At 70.4% G+C, this 15,531-nt stretch carries 14 protein-coding genes; 2 read left to right on the plus strand and 12 right to left on the minus strand.

Going from position 1 to position 15,531, the window contains the following annotated elements; all coding sequences use genetic code 11:
* The 12 genes from secD to pgsA form a co-directional block, all read right to left on the minus strand.
* On the minus strand, positions 1–1,785 hold the full coding sequence (secD, locus tag R2B38_RS05320) for a protein translocase subunit SecD (protein ID WP_318015190.1): 1,785 nt from the start codon (positions 1,783–1,785) through the stop codon (positions 1–3).
* A 142-nt stretch (positions 1,786–1,927) separates the two neighbouring features.
* On the minus strand, positions 1,928–2,434 hold the full coding sequence (gene yajC, locus R2B38_RS05325) for a preprotein translocase subunit YajC (RefSeq protein WP_318015191.1): 507 nt from the start codon (positions 2,432–2,434) through the stop codon (positions 1,928–1,930).
* Positions 2,435–2,599: 165 nt separating this feature from the next.
* The gene (gene ruvB / locus R2B38_RS05330) at positions 2,600–3,670 is read right to left on the minus strand and encodes a Holliday junction branch migration DNA helicase RuvB (RefSeq protein ID WP_019059776.1); all 1,071 of its coding nucleotides are present in this window, start codon (positions 3,668–3,670) and stop codon (positions 2,600–2,602) included.
* Positions 3,671–3,681: 11 nt separating this feature from the next.
* Positions 3,682–4,290: a Holliday junction branch migration protein RuvA gene (ruvA, locus tag R2B38_RS05335; RefSeq protein ID WP_318015192.1), complete on the minus strand. Its 609-nt coding sequence runs from the start codon at positions 4,288–4,290 to the stop codon at positions 3,682–3,684.
* A complete protein-coding gene (gene ruvC, locus R2B38_RS05340; RefSeq protein ID WP_318015193.1) occupies positions 4,287–4,898 on the minus strand; it encodes a crossover junction endodeoxyribonuclease RuvC in 612 nt (203 codons plus the stop codon). Before ruvC ends, ruvA begins: the two co-directional genes overlap by 4 nt.
* A gap of 204 nt (positions 4,899–5,102) precedes the next feature.
* A complete protein-coding gene (locus R2B38_RS05345; protein ID WP_033282259.1) occupies positions 5,103–5,855 on the minus strand; it encodes a YebC/PmpR family DNA-binding transcriptional regulator in 753 nt (250 codons plus the stop codon).
* Between the two features lie 51 nt (positions 5,856–5,906).
* The gene (gene pdxT / locus R2B38_RS05350) at positions 5,907–6,509 is read right to left on the minus strand and encodes a pyridoxal 5'-phosphate synthase glutaminase subunit PdxT (protein ID WP_318015194.1); all 603 of its coding nucleotides are present in this window, start codon (positions 6,507–6,509) and stop codon (positions 5,907–5,909) included.
* Complete coding sequence (gene pdxS / locus R2B38_RS05355) at positions 6,509–7,420, minus strand: pyridoxal 5'-phosphate synthase lyase subunit PdxS (RefSeq protein ID WP_318015195.1); 912 nt, start codon at positions 7,418–7,420, stop codon at positions 6,509–6,511. The genes pdxT and pdxS overlap by 1 nt, the downstream gene beginning before the upstream one ends.
* A 192-nt stretch (positions 7,421–7,612) precedes the next feature.
* Positions 7,613–8,155: a membrane protein gene (locus R2B38_RS05360; RefSeq protein ID WP_033282256.1), complete on the minus strand. Its 543-nt coding sequence runs from the start codon at positions 8,153–8,155 to the stop codon at positions 7,613–7,615.
* 216 nt (positions 8,156–8,371) lie between these two features.
* The gene (locus R2B38_RS05365) at positions 8,372–9,532 is read right to left on the minus strand and encodes a glycosyltransferase family 4 protein (RefSeq protein WP_318015196.1); all 1,161 of its coding nucleotides are present in this window, start codon (positions 9,530–9,532) and stop codon (positions 8,372–8,374) included.
* Positions 9,529–10,440, minus strand: a complete 912-nt coding sequence (locus tag R2B38_RS05370) for a phosphatidylinositol mannoside acyltransferase (protein ID WP_318015197.1) — start codon at positions 10,438–10,440, stop codon at positions 9,529–9,531. The genes R2B38_RS05365 and R2B38_RS05370 overlap by 4 nt, the downstream gene beginning before the upstream one ends.
* Positions 10,437–11,126, minus strand: coding sequence for a phosphatidylinositol phosphate synthase (gene pgsA / locus R2B38_RS05375; RefSeq protein WP_318015198.1), 690 nt, complete (start codon positions 11,124–11,126; stop codon positions 10,437–10,439). The genes R2B38_RS05370 and pgsA overlap by 4 nt, the downstream gene beginning before the upstream one ends.
* A 291-nt stretch (positions 11,127–11,417) precedes the next feature.
* Here pgsA and R2B38_RS05380 point away from each other — a divergent pair, with 291 nt between their 5' ends.
* The gene (locus R2B38_RS05380; protein WP_318015199.1) at positions 11,418–13,613 is read left to right on the plus strand and encodes an elongation factor G-like protein EF-G2; all 2,196 of its coding nucleotides are present in this window, start codon (positions 11,418–11,420) and stop codon (positions 13,611–13,613) included.
* Positions 13,614–13,821: 208 nt separating this feature from the next.
* The gene (locus R2B38_RS05385; protein WP_318015200.1) at positions 13,822–15,489 is read left to right on the plus strand and encodes a hypothetical protein; all 1,668 of its coding nucleotides are present in this window, start codon (positions 13,822–13,824) and stop codon (positions 15,487–15,489) included.
* Positions 15,490–15,531: the final 42 nt, after the last annotated feature.

Below are 15,531 nucleotides of genomic sequence, written 5' to 3' on the forward strand. Positions count from 1 at the left end.
TCACGCCTCCTTCGGGTCGACAGGGCCCGCGGCAGAACCGGCGGGACGGCGGGTACGGCGCAGCGGCGGCTTGGCGCCCAGCGCCTTCGGGTCGATGCCGGACCACTTGTGGCCGTCCGCGAAGAACTTCCTGCGCGCCAGGATGGTCATCAGCGGCTTGGTGAAGAGGAAGACGACGACCACGTCGAGCACGGTGGTCAGACCGAGGGTGAACGCGAAGCCCTGGACCTTGCCGACGGTGACGATGAACAGCACCGCGGCGGCGAGGAACGACACGAAGTCGGAGACCAGGATGGTGCGCCGGGCCCGGGGCCAGGCCCGCTCCACGGAGGGACGCAGCGAGCGGCCCTCACGGATCTCGTCCCGGATGCGTTCGAAGAACACGATGAACGAGTCCGCGGTGATACCGATCGCGACGATCGCGCCGCAGACGGCCGGCAGGTTCAGCGCGAAGCCGATGCCCGGGCCGAGCAGCGCCATGATCACGTACGTGAGGATCGCGGAGACGAGCAGCGAGGGGATCGCGATGACCGACAGGCCGCGGTAGAAGATCAGCAGGTAGATGACGACCAGCGCGAGACCGATCGCGCCCGCGATCAGACCGGCGTGCAGCTGCTCACCGCCGAGGGCCGCGGTCACCGTGGTGACGCTGTCCGTCTTGAAGGTCAGCGGCAGGGCGCCGTACGACAGCATGTTGGCGAGGCTCTGGGCCTCCTCCTGGGTGAAGCTGCCGGAGATCTCCGCGCTGCCGCCGGTGATCGACGAGCTGACGGAGGGGCTGGAGACGACCTGGCCGTCGAGGACGATGCCGAACTCGTTCTGCGGGGCGGTGTTCTTCGCCAGCTCACCGGTGACCTTGGCGAACTTGTCGCCGCCCTTGCCGGTGAAGTCCATGGTGACCTGCCAGCCGGCGGCGGTCGTCGTGTTCAGGACGGCCGCGGCCTTCTTGACGTCGGTGCCGTCGACCGCGGCGGGGCCGAGCACGTACTTGTACCAGACGCCCGAGACCTGGCCGCAGGCCACGGTCGCGTCCTCGGCCTTGGCGTTCTTGCCCGCGGTGTTCTGGACCGACTTCTTGGAGCAGTCGAGCGCGGTGTACTGGGCCTCCAGCTTGGCGGCCGCCGCGCTGGCGGCGGCGCTGCTGGTCGCCGACGGGGTGGCGCTGGCCGAGGCCGTGGCGCTGGGGCTCGCGGACGAGGTGGCGTCGGCCTTCAGGGCGTCGCTGGCGGCACGGCCCTGAGATGTGGCGGTGGCCGTCGGGGTCGCGGAGCCGGTCTTCGACGAGGAAGCGCTCGCCTTGGAGCTGGGCGTGCTCGACGGGCTGCTGGAGGCACTGCCGGTCGCGCTGGCGGACGGGGATGCCGTCGCGGCGCCCGTGGAGGCCTCCGTGGCCAGGACCGGGCGGAAGTACAGCTTGGCGGTCGTACCGACCTGCTGCCGTGCCTCCTCCGAGTTCGTGCCCTTCGGGATGTTGACGATGATGTTCTTGGAGCCCTGGGTCTGGACCTCGGCCTCCGAGACACCAAGACCGTTGACACGGCGGTTCATGATGTCGACCGCGGTGTCCATGTTGGTCTTGTTGATCGACGACGCCTCGCCGGGCTGGGCCACCGCCCGCAGGGTGATGCTCGTACCGCCGGCCAGGTCGATGCCGAGACGCGGAGTGGTGTGCCCGGATGCGAACATGCCCCCGGTGAGCGCCACGATGGCGATCAGGATGAGGGCCAGCGAGCGCCACGGCTTGCTCTGGGCGCTCGCGCTGCGGCCCCTCTTAGGTGCTGCCACCTTCTCGTACTCCCTCTCGGGCCGCTCCGCGCCGGGTCAGCGCGGCTACGGCCATGACATGGTGTCGGGATCCCGTACGAACGACGCACGTACCCGGGGTGCGCGGGGCGCGAGCGGGTCGCGCCGCGCTCCCGGGACGTGACTACTTCGCGTCGGACTCGCCGTCGGACTTCTTCGGCTCTTCTTCCGTCTTCGCCTCGGCGGGCTTCGCCGGCTCCTCGGTGGCGTCGGCCGGCTCGTCGGCCGCGTCCTTCTTGCCGAGGTCGATGGGCTTGTCGTCGGAAGAGTCGGCGGCGGGCTCGTCGGTCTCGGTGAGGGAGGAGGCGTCGTCCGGGACGATGTCGGCGTCGTCCTTCAGGTCGTGCTCGACGCCGTGGACGATGCGGTTGTACTCGTCGTCGGTGAGGACGGCGCCGATCGCGTTCTTCGCGAAGAGGAGCTCGACGCCCGGGCCCGCGTCGAGAAGGACCGTCTCCTCGTTGACCTCCTTGACCGTCGCGTACACGCCCCCGATCGTGCGGACGCCGGTGCCGGGCTGCATGTCATTACGCATCGACGCGGCCGCCTGCTGCTTGCGCTTGGCAGAGCGGGTCATCAGGAACATGGCCCCGATGAGCACGATGAACGGGAGGAGGGTCACGATATTCACGGGACGGAATTTCCTTCGCACGACCGCGGCGGTGAGCGGCCTGGTGGATGGGGGTGGTCGGCGCCGCCCACAAAGGCGGCATCGGCGGAGTCTAAGCGAGTCCACGCTGATGGAACAACGCTCAGCATGGCACCGGGGTTCCTGACCCGGCCAGTGCCCCCGCCGTCACGCCCCGAACAGGTCCCCTTGTCCGTTTCCCCCGGTTGACGAGCGGGGCGGGGTGAGGCCCAGATGCGCCCACGCGGCCGGGGTGGCGACGCGTCCGCGCGGGGTACGGGCCAGCAGTCCCTCCCTCACGAGGAAGGGTTCGGCGACCTCTTCGACGGTCTCGCGCTCCTCCCCCACGGCGACCGCGAGCGTGGACAGGCCGACCGGTCCGCCGCCGAACAGCTTGAGCAGCGCTTCGAGGACACCGCGGTCGAGCCGGTCGAGGCCGCGGCCGTCGACCTCGTAGACCTTGAGGGCGGCTCCGGCGATGTCCTGGGTGATGAATCCGTCGGCCTTGACCTGCGCGTAGTCCCGGACGCGGCGCAGCAGCCGGTTGGCGATGCGGGGGGTGCCGCGGGAGCGGCCCGCGATCTCGGCGGCGCCGGCGGGGTCGATCTCCACGTCGAGGAGGTTCGCCGAGCGGTGGATGACGCGCTCCAGCTCGGTGGGTTCGTAGAACTCCATGTGCGCGGTGAAGCCGAAGCGGTCGCGCAGCGGGGGCGGCAGCAGTCCCGCGCGCGTGGTGGCGCCGACCAGGGTGAACGGCGGGAGTTCGAGCGGGATCGCGGTGGCGCCGGGGCCCTTGCCGACGATGACGTCGACGCGGAAGTCCTCCATCGCCATGTAGAGCATCTCTTCGGCGGGCCGGGACATGCGGTGGATCTCGTCGAGGAAGAGGACCTCTCCCTCCTGGAGGGAGGAGAGGATCGCGGCGAGGTCGCCGGCGTGCTGGATGGCGGGCCCGCTGGTGATGCGGATCGGGGCCTCCATCTCGGCCGCGATGATCATCGACAGGGTGGTCTTGCCGAGGCCCGGGGCGCCGGAGAGCAGCACGTGGTCGGCGGTGGCGCCACGCGCGCGTGCGGCGCGCAGCACCAGGTCGAGCTGTTCGCGGACCTTCTCCTGGCCGATGAACTCGCCCAGGTCCTTGGGGCGCAGGGCGGCCTCGACGGCCTGGTCCTCGCGGTCGGCGACCGAGCCCACCAGCCGCTCGGCGGCGGTCTCGTCGGTCGTGTCGTCCCAGTTCACTGAAAGGTCTCCTAGCGGGCGCGGTTCAGGGTCTGCAGGGCCGCCTTCAGCAACTGCCCGACCTGCGGCGTGCCCTGGGCGGCCTCGGCCTGCGGTGCTACGGCGGCCACGGCCTCGTCGGCCTCGCGGGTGGCGTACCCGAGGCCGATGAGCGCGGCGTGCAGCTGATCGCGCCAGCCGCTGGTGACCGGGGCGCCGATCGCCGGGGCGGACCCTACGGGAGCGCCGAGCCGGTCCTTGAACTCCAGCAGCAGCTTCTGGGCGCCCTTCTTGCCGATGCCGGGCACGGCCATCAGCGCCTTCTCGTCCCCCGCCGCCACTGCTCGACGCAACGCGTCCGGGGTGTGCACGGCGAGCATCGCCTGCGCGAGCCGGGGGCCGACACCGGTCGCGGTCTGGAGCAGCTCGAAGATCTGGCGTTCGTCGTCGTCCACGAAGCCGTACAGGGTGAGCGAGTCCTCGCGGACGACGAGGGAGGTGGCGAGCTTGGCCGGCTTGCCGAGGCGGAGCGTGGACAGCGCGTTCGGCGTGCACTGGACGGCCATGCCGACACCGCCGACCTCCAGCACCGCGGTGTCGGGGGCGAGTGCGGCGACCGTGCCACTGACGAAGGCGATCATGCGGTACGGCCTTTCGATACGTGCGGGGTCTTCGGGACCTGCGGGGCTTGCGGGGCTTTGCGCGCGCCGGCCGCGTGTTGGGCGACCGCCTGTTGCAACCGGTTCTGGGCGACGGCCTGTTGGAGGCGGTTGGTCGCGGGGCCGCGCCAGATGTGGCAGATGGCGAGCGCGAGGGCGTCGGCCGCGTCGGCGGGCTTGGGGGGCGCGTCGAGCCGGAGCAGCCGGGTGACCATGGCCCCGACCTGGGCCTTGTCGGCGCGACCGCTGCCGGTGACGGCGGCCTTGACCTCGCTCGGGGTGTGCAGGGCGACGGGGATTCCGCGCCGGGCGGCGCACAGCATCGCCACGGCGCTGGCCTGGGCCGTGCCCATCACCGTACGGACGTTGTGCTGGCTGAACACCCGCTCCACGGCGACGAATTCGGGCCGGTGTTCGTCCAGCCACGCCTCGATGCCCTGCTCGATGGCGACGAGGCGCAGGCCCAACTCGGCGTCCGCCGGGGTCCGTACGACACCGACGCCGACCATGGTGAGCGGCCTGCCCGCGACGCCCTCGACGACGCCGACACCGCAGCGCGTCAGACCGGGGTCGACTCCCAGTACCCGCACACCAACCCCCCATTCTTTGCGGCTAAACCGCCGCCGCTCTCGCGGACCTGGCTGAGCACCGTCGGGGTTCCTCAATTGATGGTTGCGGCCCGCGGTCGGTGATCTTTGACTTCCGCCAGGCTATCCGGTGCCACCGACAACGGCGGCGGGCCGACGGGACGTGTCCCGTCGGCCCGCCGAAATCCCACTCAGCTCGCGGCAGCGCTACGCGTCGACCTTCTCCATGACCTCGTCGCTGACGTCGAAGTTGGCGAAGACGTTCTGCACGTCGTCGCTGTCCTCCAGGGCGTCGATCAGCTTGAAGATCTTGCGGGCGCCGTCCTCGTCGAGCTCGACCTGCATGGTCGGGACGAAGTTGGCGTCGGCGGAGTCGTAGTCGATACCGGCGTCCTGGAGCGCGGTGCGGACCGCGACCAGGTCGGTGGCCTCGGAGATGACCTCGAAGGTGTCGCCCAGGTCGTTGACCTCTTCGGCACCGGCGTCGAGCACGGCACCGAGGACGTCGTCCTCACCCAGTTCGCCCTTGGGGACGATGACGACGCCCTTGCGGTTGAAGAGGTACGAGACGGAACCGGGGTCTGCCATGTTCCCGCCGTTGCGGGTCATGGCGACTCGCACGTCCGAGGCGGCGCGGTTGCGGTTGTCGGTGAGGCACTCGATGAGCACCGCGACACCGTTCGGGCCGTAACCCTCGTACATGATCGTCTCGTAGTCGGCGCCACCGGCTTCGAGACCGGCACCGCGCTTGACCGCGGAGTCGATGTTCTTGTTCGGGACCGAGCTCTTCTTGGCCTTCTGAATGGCGTCGAACAGCGTCGGGTTGCCGGACACATCGGCACCACCGGTGCGGGCCGCGACCTCGATGTTCTTGATCATCTTCGCGAAGAGCTTGCCGCGCTTGGCATCGATCACGGCCTTCTTGTGCTTCGTCGTAGCCCATTTAGAGTGGCCGGACATCTGCCTGTCTCCTTCGCGTAACCCAACTCTTTACGAACCCCAGAGATCCTACTAGGACCCCGGAGCCAGGTTCGCGCGCACCATGTCGACGAACAGGGAGTGCACGCGGTGGTCGCCGGTCAGTTCCGGGTGGAACGACGTGGCGAGCGCGTTGCCCTGGCGGACCGCGACGATGTGGCCCTCGTGTTCGGCGAGGACCTCGGTCTCGGCACCGACGGACTCGACCCAGGGGGCGCGGATGAAGACGCCCTCCACAGGATCGCCCTCGATGCCCCGGACGTCGACAGCTGCTTCGAAGGACTCGTTCTGACGTCCGAAGGCGTTGCGGCGCACGATCATGTCGATGCCGCCGATCGTCTCCTGGCCCGAACGCGGGTCGAGGATCTTGTCGGCGAGCATGATCAGGCCGGCGCAGGTGCCGTAGACGGGCATTCCGGCACGTACGCGTGCACGGAGGGGATCCATCACTCCGAAGAGGACGGCCAGCTTGGAGATGGTGGTCGACTCACCCCCGGGGATGACGAGACCGTCCACCTCGGCGAGTTCCTCGGGGCGCCTGACCTGCCTGGCCACGGCGTCGGCCGCGGCCAGGGCTATCAGGTGCTCCCGCACGTCGCCCTGGAGGGCGAGCACTCCGATGACGGGAGTGGTCATCACCAGCCCCGGTTCGCGTAACGCTCGGTCTCCGGGATGGTGTCGCAGTTGATGCCGACCATGGCCTCGCCGAGGTTGCGGGACGCGTCCGCGATGATCTTCGGGTCGTCGTAGAAGGTGGTCGCCTTCACGATGGCGGCGGCGCGCTTCGCCGGGTCGCCGGACTTGAAGATGCCGGAGCCGACGAAGACGCCCTCGGCGCCGAGCTGGCGCATCAGCGCGGCGTCGGCGGGGGTGGCGACACCGCCGGCGGAGAACAGCACGACCGGGAGCTTGCCGAGCTCGGCGACCTCGCGGACGATCTCGTACGGGGCGCGCAGCTCCTTGGCGGCGGCGTACAGCTCGTTGTTGTCGAAGCCGCGCAGCTTGGCGATCTCGTTCTTGATCTGGCGCAGGTGGCGGACCGCCTCGACGACGTTGCCGGTGCCTGCCTCGCCCTTGGAGCGGATCATCGCGGCGCCCTCGGCGATGCGGCGCAGGGCCTCGCCCAGGTTGGTGGCACCGCAGACGAAGGGGGTCGTGAAGGCCCACTTGTCGGAGTGGTTGACCTCGTCGGCCGGGGTGAGGACCTCGGACTCGTCGATGTAGTCGACGCCGAGGGACTGCAGGACCTGGGCCTCGACGAAGTGGCCGATGCGGGACTTGGCCATGACCGGGATGGAGACCGCCTCGATGATCTCCTCGATCATCGTCGGGTCGGACATCCGGGCCACGCCGCCGTCCTTGCGGATGTCGGCGGGGACCCGCTCCAGGGCCATGACGGCCACGGCACCGGCGTCCTCGGCGATCTTCGCCTGCTCGGCGTTGACCACGTCCATGATCACACCGCCCTTGAGCTGCTCGGCCATCCCGCGCTTCACGCGCGCGGTGCCGGTCTCGGGAGTCTGGGCGGAGCTGGGGGTGCTGGACACGGGGTGACCTCACTCGGTGAAAGAGGGTTTCTGCAGTACCGAGCAAACGCGAGAGGTGCAGGCCACAGCAAGGGCCAATGGGGAGGCGGTGGATCGTTTTCGAACCCCCGTACCTTACGGCTGTGCCCTAGGGCCATGGTCTACGGCGGTTCTCCACGGCTGTTTTCTACGGCTGTGCCGTGCCGTTGTGTTCTACGCGGCCCGGTCCACCAGTGCCGCCGGTGGCTCGTCGTCCATCTCGAAGGCCATCGGGAACGGGGCGTGTCCGGCCAGCCGGAACCAGCGGACCTTGCGGTGCCGGCGCAGGGCGCGGGCGGCGCGTACGGAGTCGTTGTGGAAGCGCCGGGCCATGGGCACCCGCCGTACCGCCTCGGTGAGTTCGTGGGCCGCCGCCTCTCCCCCGGGTGCCTCGCGGACGCCCTCGACCTGCGGGGCCTCCGCGAAGACGGCACGCAGGGCCTGGCTCAACTCGCTCTCGGCGACCTCCCGTTGCTCCTCCTCGGCCTGCCGGGCGGCGTGCGCGGCCTCGTAGAGGACGATCGAGGCGGCCGGGTCGAGAACGCCGGAGGTGGCCAGTTCCTGGGTCACGGAGGCGCGGCGCAGCAGTTGGGCGTCGAGGGCCGCGCGGGACGCGTCGATCCGCGCGTGCAGCCGGTCGAGCCGTCCCGCGGTCCAGCTCAGGTACAGGCCGATCGCGACGACGGCGACGAGGATCCAGATCAGGGTTGCGGTCACGGACGGCAACCCTACGGGGCCGTTCCACTTGGGTTGACCGGGATTCGTGCGGGGTGTTGGGGTGCGGGGTGTTGGGGTGAGCGTTGTGGGGGCTGCCGCCCCCACGCCCCCGCTTCGGCCTGGACGGCCTCGTCCTCAAACGCCGGACGGGCTGAGTGTGGCCGGCCTTGGCTGGGAGGAGCCGCCGATCGCGTTCCCGCCGAAACCCCCCAACCCTCAGTCCCTCGCCAGGCCGAACCTCGCCCGCAACCCCGTCCGTTCGTCCGTCGCCACCGCCGCCGCGCCCGCCGTCACCGTCTCGTACACCGACAGGATGTCCGCCCCGACCGTCGACCAGTCGAAGCGGCGTACGTGGGAGCTTCCGCTCCGGCGCAGCTCCGCCAGGCGCTCGGGGTCGCCCAGGAGTCGGACGGCTGCCTCGGCGAGGGCGTCGGCGTCCTCGTTGGGGAACAGTTCGCCGGCGCCGCCCTGGTCGAGGACCTGGGCGAAGGCGGGGAGGTCGGAGGCGAGGACGGGGGCGCCCGCCGACATGGCCTCCACGAGGATGATGCCGAAGCTCTCGCCGCCGGTGTTGGGGGCTACGTAGAGGTCGATGCTGCGCAGGAAGCGGGCCTTGTCGTCGTCGCTGATCATGCCGAGGAACTCGACGCGTGAACGCAGTTCCTTGGGGAGCGATTCGACGGCCTCCTCCTCGTCGCCGCGGCCGGCTACCAGGAGTCGGGCGTTCGGGCGCTCGGCGAGGATCTTCGGGAGGGCGTTCATCAGCACCGGGAGGCCCTTGCGGGGCTCGTCGATGCGCCCTATGAAGCCGATGGTCTCGCCCTGCCACTCGGGCTTGGATTCGGCTCGGGCGAAGAAGTCGACGTCAACGCCGTTCGGGATCACCACCGCATCGCCGCCCAGGTGTTCGACCAGGGTGCGGCGGGCGTACTCGCTCACGGCGATCCGCGCGCTGATCTTCTCCAGCGCCGCCTGGAGGATGGCGTACGCGGCGATCATCGCCCGGGAGCGCGGGTTCGAGGTGTGGAAGGTGGCGACGATCGGGCCCTGTGCCGCCCAGCACGCCAGGAGGCCCAGGGACGGCGAGGTCGGTTCGTGGATGTGGATGACGTCGAACTCGCCGTCGTGCAGCCAGCGTCGGACCCGGGCGGCGGACAGGAAGCCGAAGTTCAGGCGGGCCACCGAGCCGTTGTACGGCACCGGGACGGCGCGGCCGGCCGAGACGACGTAGGGCGGCAGGGGGGTGTCGTCGTCGGCCGGGGCCAGGACGGAGACCTCGTGGCCGAGCCGGATGAAGTACTCGGCGAGGTCCCTGATGTGGAACTGGACGCCGCCCGGCACGTCCCAGGAGTAGGGGCAGACGATGCCGATCCTCACGAGGGCCCCTTCGTGGGGTCGAGATCCGCGAGCCACAAACGCTGCAGCATGTGCCAGTCCTCCGGGTGGTCGGCGATGCCGGTGGCGAAAGCGTCTGCCAGCGCCTGTGTGATGACAGACGTCTTCTCGGCCCGGTCACCTGACTCGGGCACCTCGACCGGCGGATGGACGCGGCCCTTCATGACCGGTGAGTCGTCGTACCAGAGGGTCACGGGGAGCAGGAGTGCGCCGGTCTGCTGGGCCAGGAGGGCCGGTCCTGCGGGCATACGGGTGGGCTCGCCGAAGAACTTGACCTCGACACCGGAGGCGGACAGGTCGCGCTCCGCGACGAGGCAGACCAGGCCGCCGTCGCGCAGGCGCCGGGCCAGGGTGCCGAAGGCGGTGCCGCCGCTGTGCGGGAGGACCTCCATGCCGAGGCCCTCGCGGTAGGCGACGAAACGGTCGTAGAGCGTCTCCGGCTTGAGGCGTTCGGCCACCGTGGTGAACGGGGTCTCCAGCTTGGTGGTGACCCAGGCGCCGGCGAGGTCCCAGTTGGCCATGTGGGGCAGCGCGAGGATGACACCGCGGTCGGAGGCGATGCCGTCGGTGAGGTGGTGGACGTCCTTGGGCTCGAAGCCCGTGCGGATCCGTTCGGCGCTCCAGGCGGGGAGCCGGAAGGACTCCATCCAGTAGCGCAGGTACGACCGCATGCCCGCGCGCGAGAGCTCGGCGAGCCGCTCGGGGCTCGCGTCGGGCACCACGCGCGCGTAGTTGCTCTCCAGCCGCCGCACGCCCTTGCCGCGCCGCTTCCAGGCGAGGTCGGCGACGGTGCGGCCGAGCCGGACGGCGGCCGGTTCGGGGAGCTTCTTGACTGCGCTCCAGCCCAGGCCGTAGAGCGCGTCCGTCAGCCGCTCCTGGGCACTGCTCACGGAGTCGCCCCGCTGCTGTGCTGTTCCGGGGCCTCCTGCGCCTCCTGGGCCGCCGTGGCGTCGGCCTCGGCGGCTTCCCGGCGGACGGTGACGACCCGCTGGATCAGCGTGACCAGGCTGCCGACGGCGACGATCCACAGCGCGATCGGCAGCAGCCACTGGATGCCCGGGACGCCGAACTTGTGCAGACCGGCGAGACCGCAGGCGACGAGGGAGATCACCAGTCGCTCGGCGCGCTCCACCAGGCCGTTGACGGCGACCGGCAGGCCGATCGACTCGCCGCGCGCCTTGGTGTACGACACCACCTGGCCGCTGGCCAGGCAGAAGATCGAGACGGCGCACAGGGCGATGTTGTCGCCGCCGCCCGCGTACCAGAGGGCCAGGCCGCCGAAGACCGCGCTGTCAGCGACCCGGTCCAGCGTGGAGTCCAGGAAGGCGCCCCAGCGGCTGGAACGGCCCAGCTGGCGGGCCATGTTGCCGTCGACGAGGTCGGAGAACACGAACAGCGTGATCACGACCGTGCCCCAGAAGAACTCGCCCATGGGGTAGAAGACCAGCGCGCCCGCGACCACTCCGGCGGTGCCGAGGAGGGTGACCGTGTCGGGGCTGACGCCCCGGCGGATCAGAAACGCGGCGAACGGCGTGAGGACACGCGTGAAGAATGCACGCGCGTACTTGTTCAGCATGGCCTTCCCGGAGGGTCGGTGTCGCCGCGCGGCCCCTGCTGGCCACCGGCTGGCCCATCGTAGCCACGCGCGCGCGTGGGCGACGGCCGGGCACCCGTGCGCCCGTGTTCTGAATGGCTGCGGCACGACTCGATGCCATCGGTCCCGGCGGCCGGATCGCGTCCGCTGTATGGACGCACCGTGACCGGAGTGGAAAGCTCGAAGCACCGCGGGCGTCATCGGAGCCGCCACCGCACGCGGCTGCGTGTGTCCGCGCCCACAGTGACCTCACCGTGTACGGGAGGCAAGGCCATGGGCGACAAGGCGAACGCACACCCCGGAGCCGCCGGCAGGGCTACGGCGGCCGACCAACCCGCGTCCGTACGGAATGTGGTGCTGGTCGGCCACTCCGGATCGGGCAAGACGACTCTGGTGGAGGCCCTCGCGCTGACCGCGGGGGCGGTGAACCGGGCGGGCCGCGTGGAGGACGGCGGCACCGTCTCCGACTACGACGAGATCGAGCACCGGCAGCAGCGCTCGGTGCAGCTCTCCCTGGTGCCCGTCGACTGGGACGGGTACAAGGTCAATCTTCTCGACACCCCCGGGTACGCCGATTTCGTCGGCGAGTTGAGGGCCGGTCTGCGCGCGGCGGACGCGGCCCTCTTCGTCGTCTCGGCCTCCGACGGGGTGGACGGCTCGACCCGCATGGTGTGGGAGGAGTGCGCGGCGGTGGGCATGCCGCGCGCCATCGTCATCACGCATCTGGAGTCCGCCCGCGCGGACTTCGAGTCGATGACCCGGTACTGCGCGGAGGCCTTCGGCGCGGACGACCCCGACGCGGTACTCCCCCTGTACCTCCCGCTGCACGGCGCGCCGGGGCCGGACGGGCACGCGCCCGTGGCCGGTCTGGTCGGGCTGCTGTCGCAGAAGCTGTTCGACTACGCGTCCGGGGAGCGCAAGGAGTCCGAGCCCGGGCCGGACCAGCTGCCGCGGATCGAGGAGGCCCGCAACCGGCTCATCGAGGGGATCATCGCGGAGAGCGAGGACGAGACCCTCATGGACCGCTATCTCGGCGGCGAGGAGATCGACGTCAAGACGCTGATCGGCGACCTGGAACGGGCCGTGGCACGCGGGGTCTTCTTTCCCGTTCTGGCGGCCGCTCCCGCCGCCGAGGGCGCCCGGCAGGGTCTGGGCACCGTCGAGCTGCTGGAGCTGATCACAGGCGGCTTCCCGACCCCGCTGGAGCGCGCGGCGCCCGGGGTCACCACGGTCGACGGCAGGGCGCGGGAGCTCAAGCCGTGCGACCCGAACGGTCCGCTGGTCGCCGAGGTCGTGAAGACCGCCTCCGACCCGTACGTCGGCCGCGTCTCCCTGGTGCGCGTGTTCTCCGGGACGCTGCGGCCCGACGCGACCGTCCACGTCTCCGGGCACGGGCTCGCCGACCGCGGGCACGAGGACCACGATGTCGACGAACGCGTCGGCGCCCTGTCCGCGCCCTTCGGCAAGCAGCAGCGGGCGCTCACGCACTGCATCGCGGGCGACCTCGCGTGCGTGGCGAAGCTGGGCCGCGCGGAGACCGGGGACACCCTTTCGGCCAAGGACGACCCGCTCCTCATGGAGCCCTGGGAGATGCCCGACCCGCTGCTGCCGCTCGCCATCCAGGCGCACAGCAAGGCCGACGAGGACAAGCTCTCGCAGGGCCTGAGCAGGCTCGTCGCCGAGGACCCCACCATGCGCCTGGAGCAGAACCAGGACACCCACCAGGTCGTCCTGTGGTGCCTCGGCGAGGCCCACGCGGACGTCGCGCTGGAGCGGCTGCGCAGCCGCTACGGCGTCCAGGTCGACCTCGTGCCGCACAAGGTCTCCCTACGGGAGACGTTCGCCGCCAAGGCGCAGGGGCGCGGCCGGCACGTCAAACAGTCCGGCGGGCACGGGCAGTTCGCGATCTGCGAGATCGAGGTCGAGCCGCTGCCGGGCGGTACGGGCATCGAGTTCGTGGACAAGGTCATCGGCGGCGCAGTGCCGCGGCAGTTCATCCCGTCGGTGGAGAAGGGCGTAAGGGCCCAGGCGGCGAGGGGAGTCGCGGCCGGCCATCCGCTTCTCGATGTACGGATCACGCTCCTGGACGGCAAGGCGCACTCGGTGGACTCCTCGGACGCCGCGTTCCAGACGGCCGGGGCGCTCGCCCTGCGGGAGGCCGCGGTGGACGCGAAGATCCATCTCCTGGAACCGGTGGCCGAGGTGACCGTGCTGGTCGGCGACGACTACGTGGGCGCGGTCATGAGCGACCTCTCCGGGCGCCGGGGCCGCGTGCTCGGCACCGAGCAGACGACCGGCGGCCGCACCCTGATCCGCGCCGAGGTACCGGAGATAGAGATCGGCCGCTACGCCGTGGACCTCCGCTCCCTCTCGCACGGCACCGCGCGCTTCAACCGCGCCTACGCCCGCCACGAGCCGATGCCTCCGCAGATCGCCGAACGGATCCGCGAAGAGGCGGGCGACGCCTAGGAGTTGATGCCGTGAGGCCCACTTGTGGCGCGCGGCGACCCACAAGTGACCTAAAAGGAACGATCAGTTCCGGGTCGGCGGGCAGCTTGTGCTGTCCGCCGACGAATGTCAGTGATGGCCGATACGCTGATGACCTGATCAACAGGTGTGCGGAGCACGGAAGTCGGGAAAGCCGCAGAAGCGGGAGCAGCGGCGATCGGGGGCGGTAATGACCGTTGACAGCGGTTACGCGGACATCTTCGGACCACAGGTGCCGCGTACCGGCGACGAGGGGCAGACGGCGACCTTCGCGCTGGCCTCGGCGGCCTACCGGGACAACCCGGTGGCCGACATCAAGAAGGCCGACAACGAATGGCACCAGACGGCCGTCAACGAGGGCCGCAAGTGGGCGACGATCTTCCGCCCCAACCTCGGCGAGGCGTTCTCCGGCGCCCTGGTGGCCCGCATGCTCGGCCCCGGACGCAAGCCGCTCATCCAGTCGTTCGGCACCGAACCGCAGTCGGTCGTCGAGCACGCCCTGGCGGCCAACAACATCCGCCGCGCGCGGGACAACAGGCTGTCCATGATCATGGTGCTGTGCGGCCTGCTCTTCCTGCCCGGGCTCATCGTCTGGCTGCTGGTCTTCCAGCTGCGCAGCCTGGTCGACAAGCGCACCCAGACGAACAAGAGGGCCGGCGCGATCGCCACGACCCTGCTCGTCGCCGTGGGTGCCGTCGCCGTGATCTTCCTGATCAAGATGCCGTTCCACGGCTTCTGGTCCTGGTACGCACGCGCGTGCGTCATCCTCCCCGTGGTCGGCTGGCTCTGGGCCAAGCAGGTCTGCGAGAACACCGCGAAGGATCTGCGCGGACGCTGGGACAGCCTGCTGTCGGGCAGCAGCGTCGGCGCCAAGGTCCCGGAGGCGGTGCCGACCAGCCCCGGCGAGACCCAGGCCGAGCAGCTCCGCCAGTCCCTGGCCACGCTCAGCGCCGAGCAGCAGTCCAACTCCATCTTCTACGCAGGTCCCAAGGGCATCCTCGGCATGGGCACCCGCTGGGGCAGCTGGCAGCTCGCCGAGGACCTGATCGCTCGGGACGCCTCCCGGGAGATCCACCCCTTCCGCAGCTGGGACGTCATCCGCAACATCCACGACGACCTGCGCATGCTGGAGCGGAACACGATCAACACCGGCGGCTTCCCCAAGGCGTCCATACGCCACTGGGTCGTCACGCCGATCGGCGAGGGCGCCAAGGCCGTGTCCCGGCCCGGGGGCACGGACGTCGACGCGTACCAGGTCAAGACACACGCGATACAGGACATCTGCAACAAGCAGCAGTTCGGCGCCGGCGACCGCCATTACCTAGGCGTCCAATGGACGCTCTGGGAGGGGCAGTTGGTCATCACGATGATGATCACGGTCACCGTGCTGCACAAGACGCTGCGCATCGAGATCACCGGGCACGCCCTGGGTCCCGTGAACTCCCTGTTCACCGGGAAGCCCGAGGCCCCCTCGAAGGACGTCCAGAAGACCCTCAAGCCGTGGGAGACCCGCAAGGTCAAGCTCCCGCTCGTCCCCGCCGACGAGGTCGTACGCCTCGCCGTCCGCGCCCCGATCACCTGGTACCCGCCGCTGCTGAACTGGCTCGGCGGTTCCATATCCCTGCCCGAGCCGTTCGGCCTGCGGCACGCCTGGGCCGACCAGCCCTGGCGCCACCGCTTCATGGCGGACGACGCGCTGCGCGCGGCGACCCCGGTCCTGCGCGTGGTCCACGCCGCCGCGATCCGCGTCCTGGACGAGAACGGCGTGGACACGGAGAAGTTCGGCAACCGCTCGTCGTTCCTCAGCACGAACGTGCAGGACGCGTCACCGCGAAAGGCCGACCTCTACGACGCGTAGGCCTCCGGCGGTTGGCCGGGTATGCGCGGGTCCGTTGCGGCT

The organism is Streptomyces sp. N50, from assembly GCF_033335955.1.
Taxonomy (GTDB): domain Bacteria; phylum Actinomycetota; class Actinomycetes; order Streptomycetales; family Streptomycetaceae; genus Streptomyces.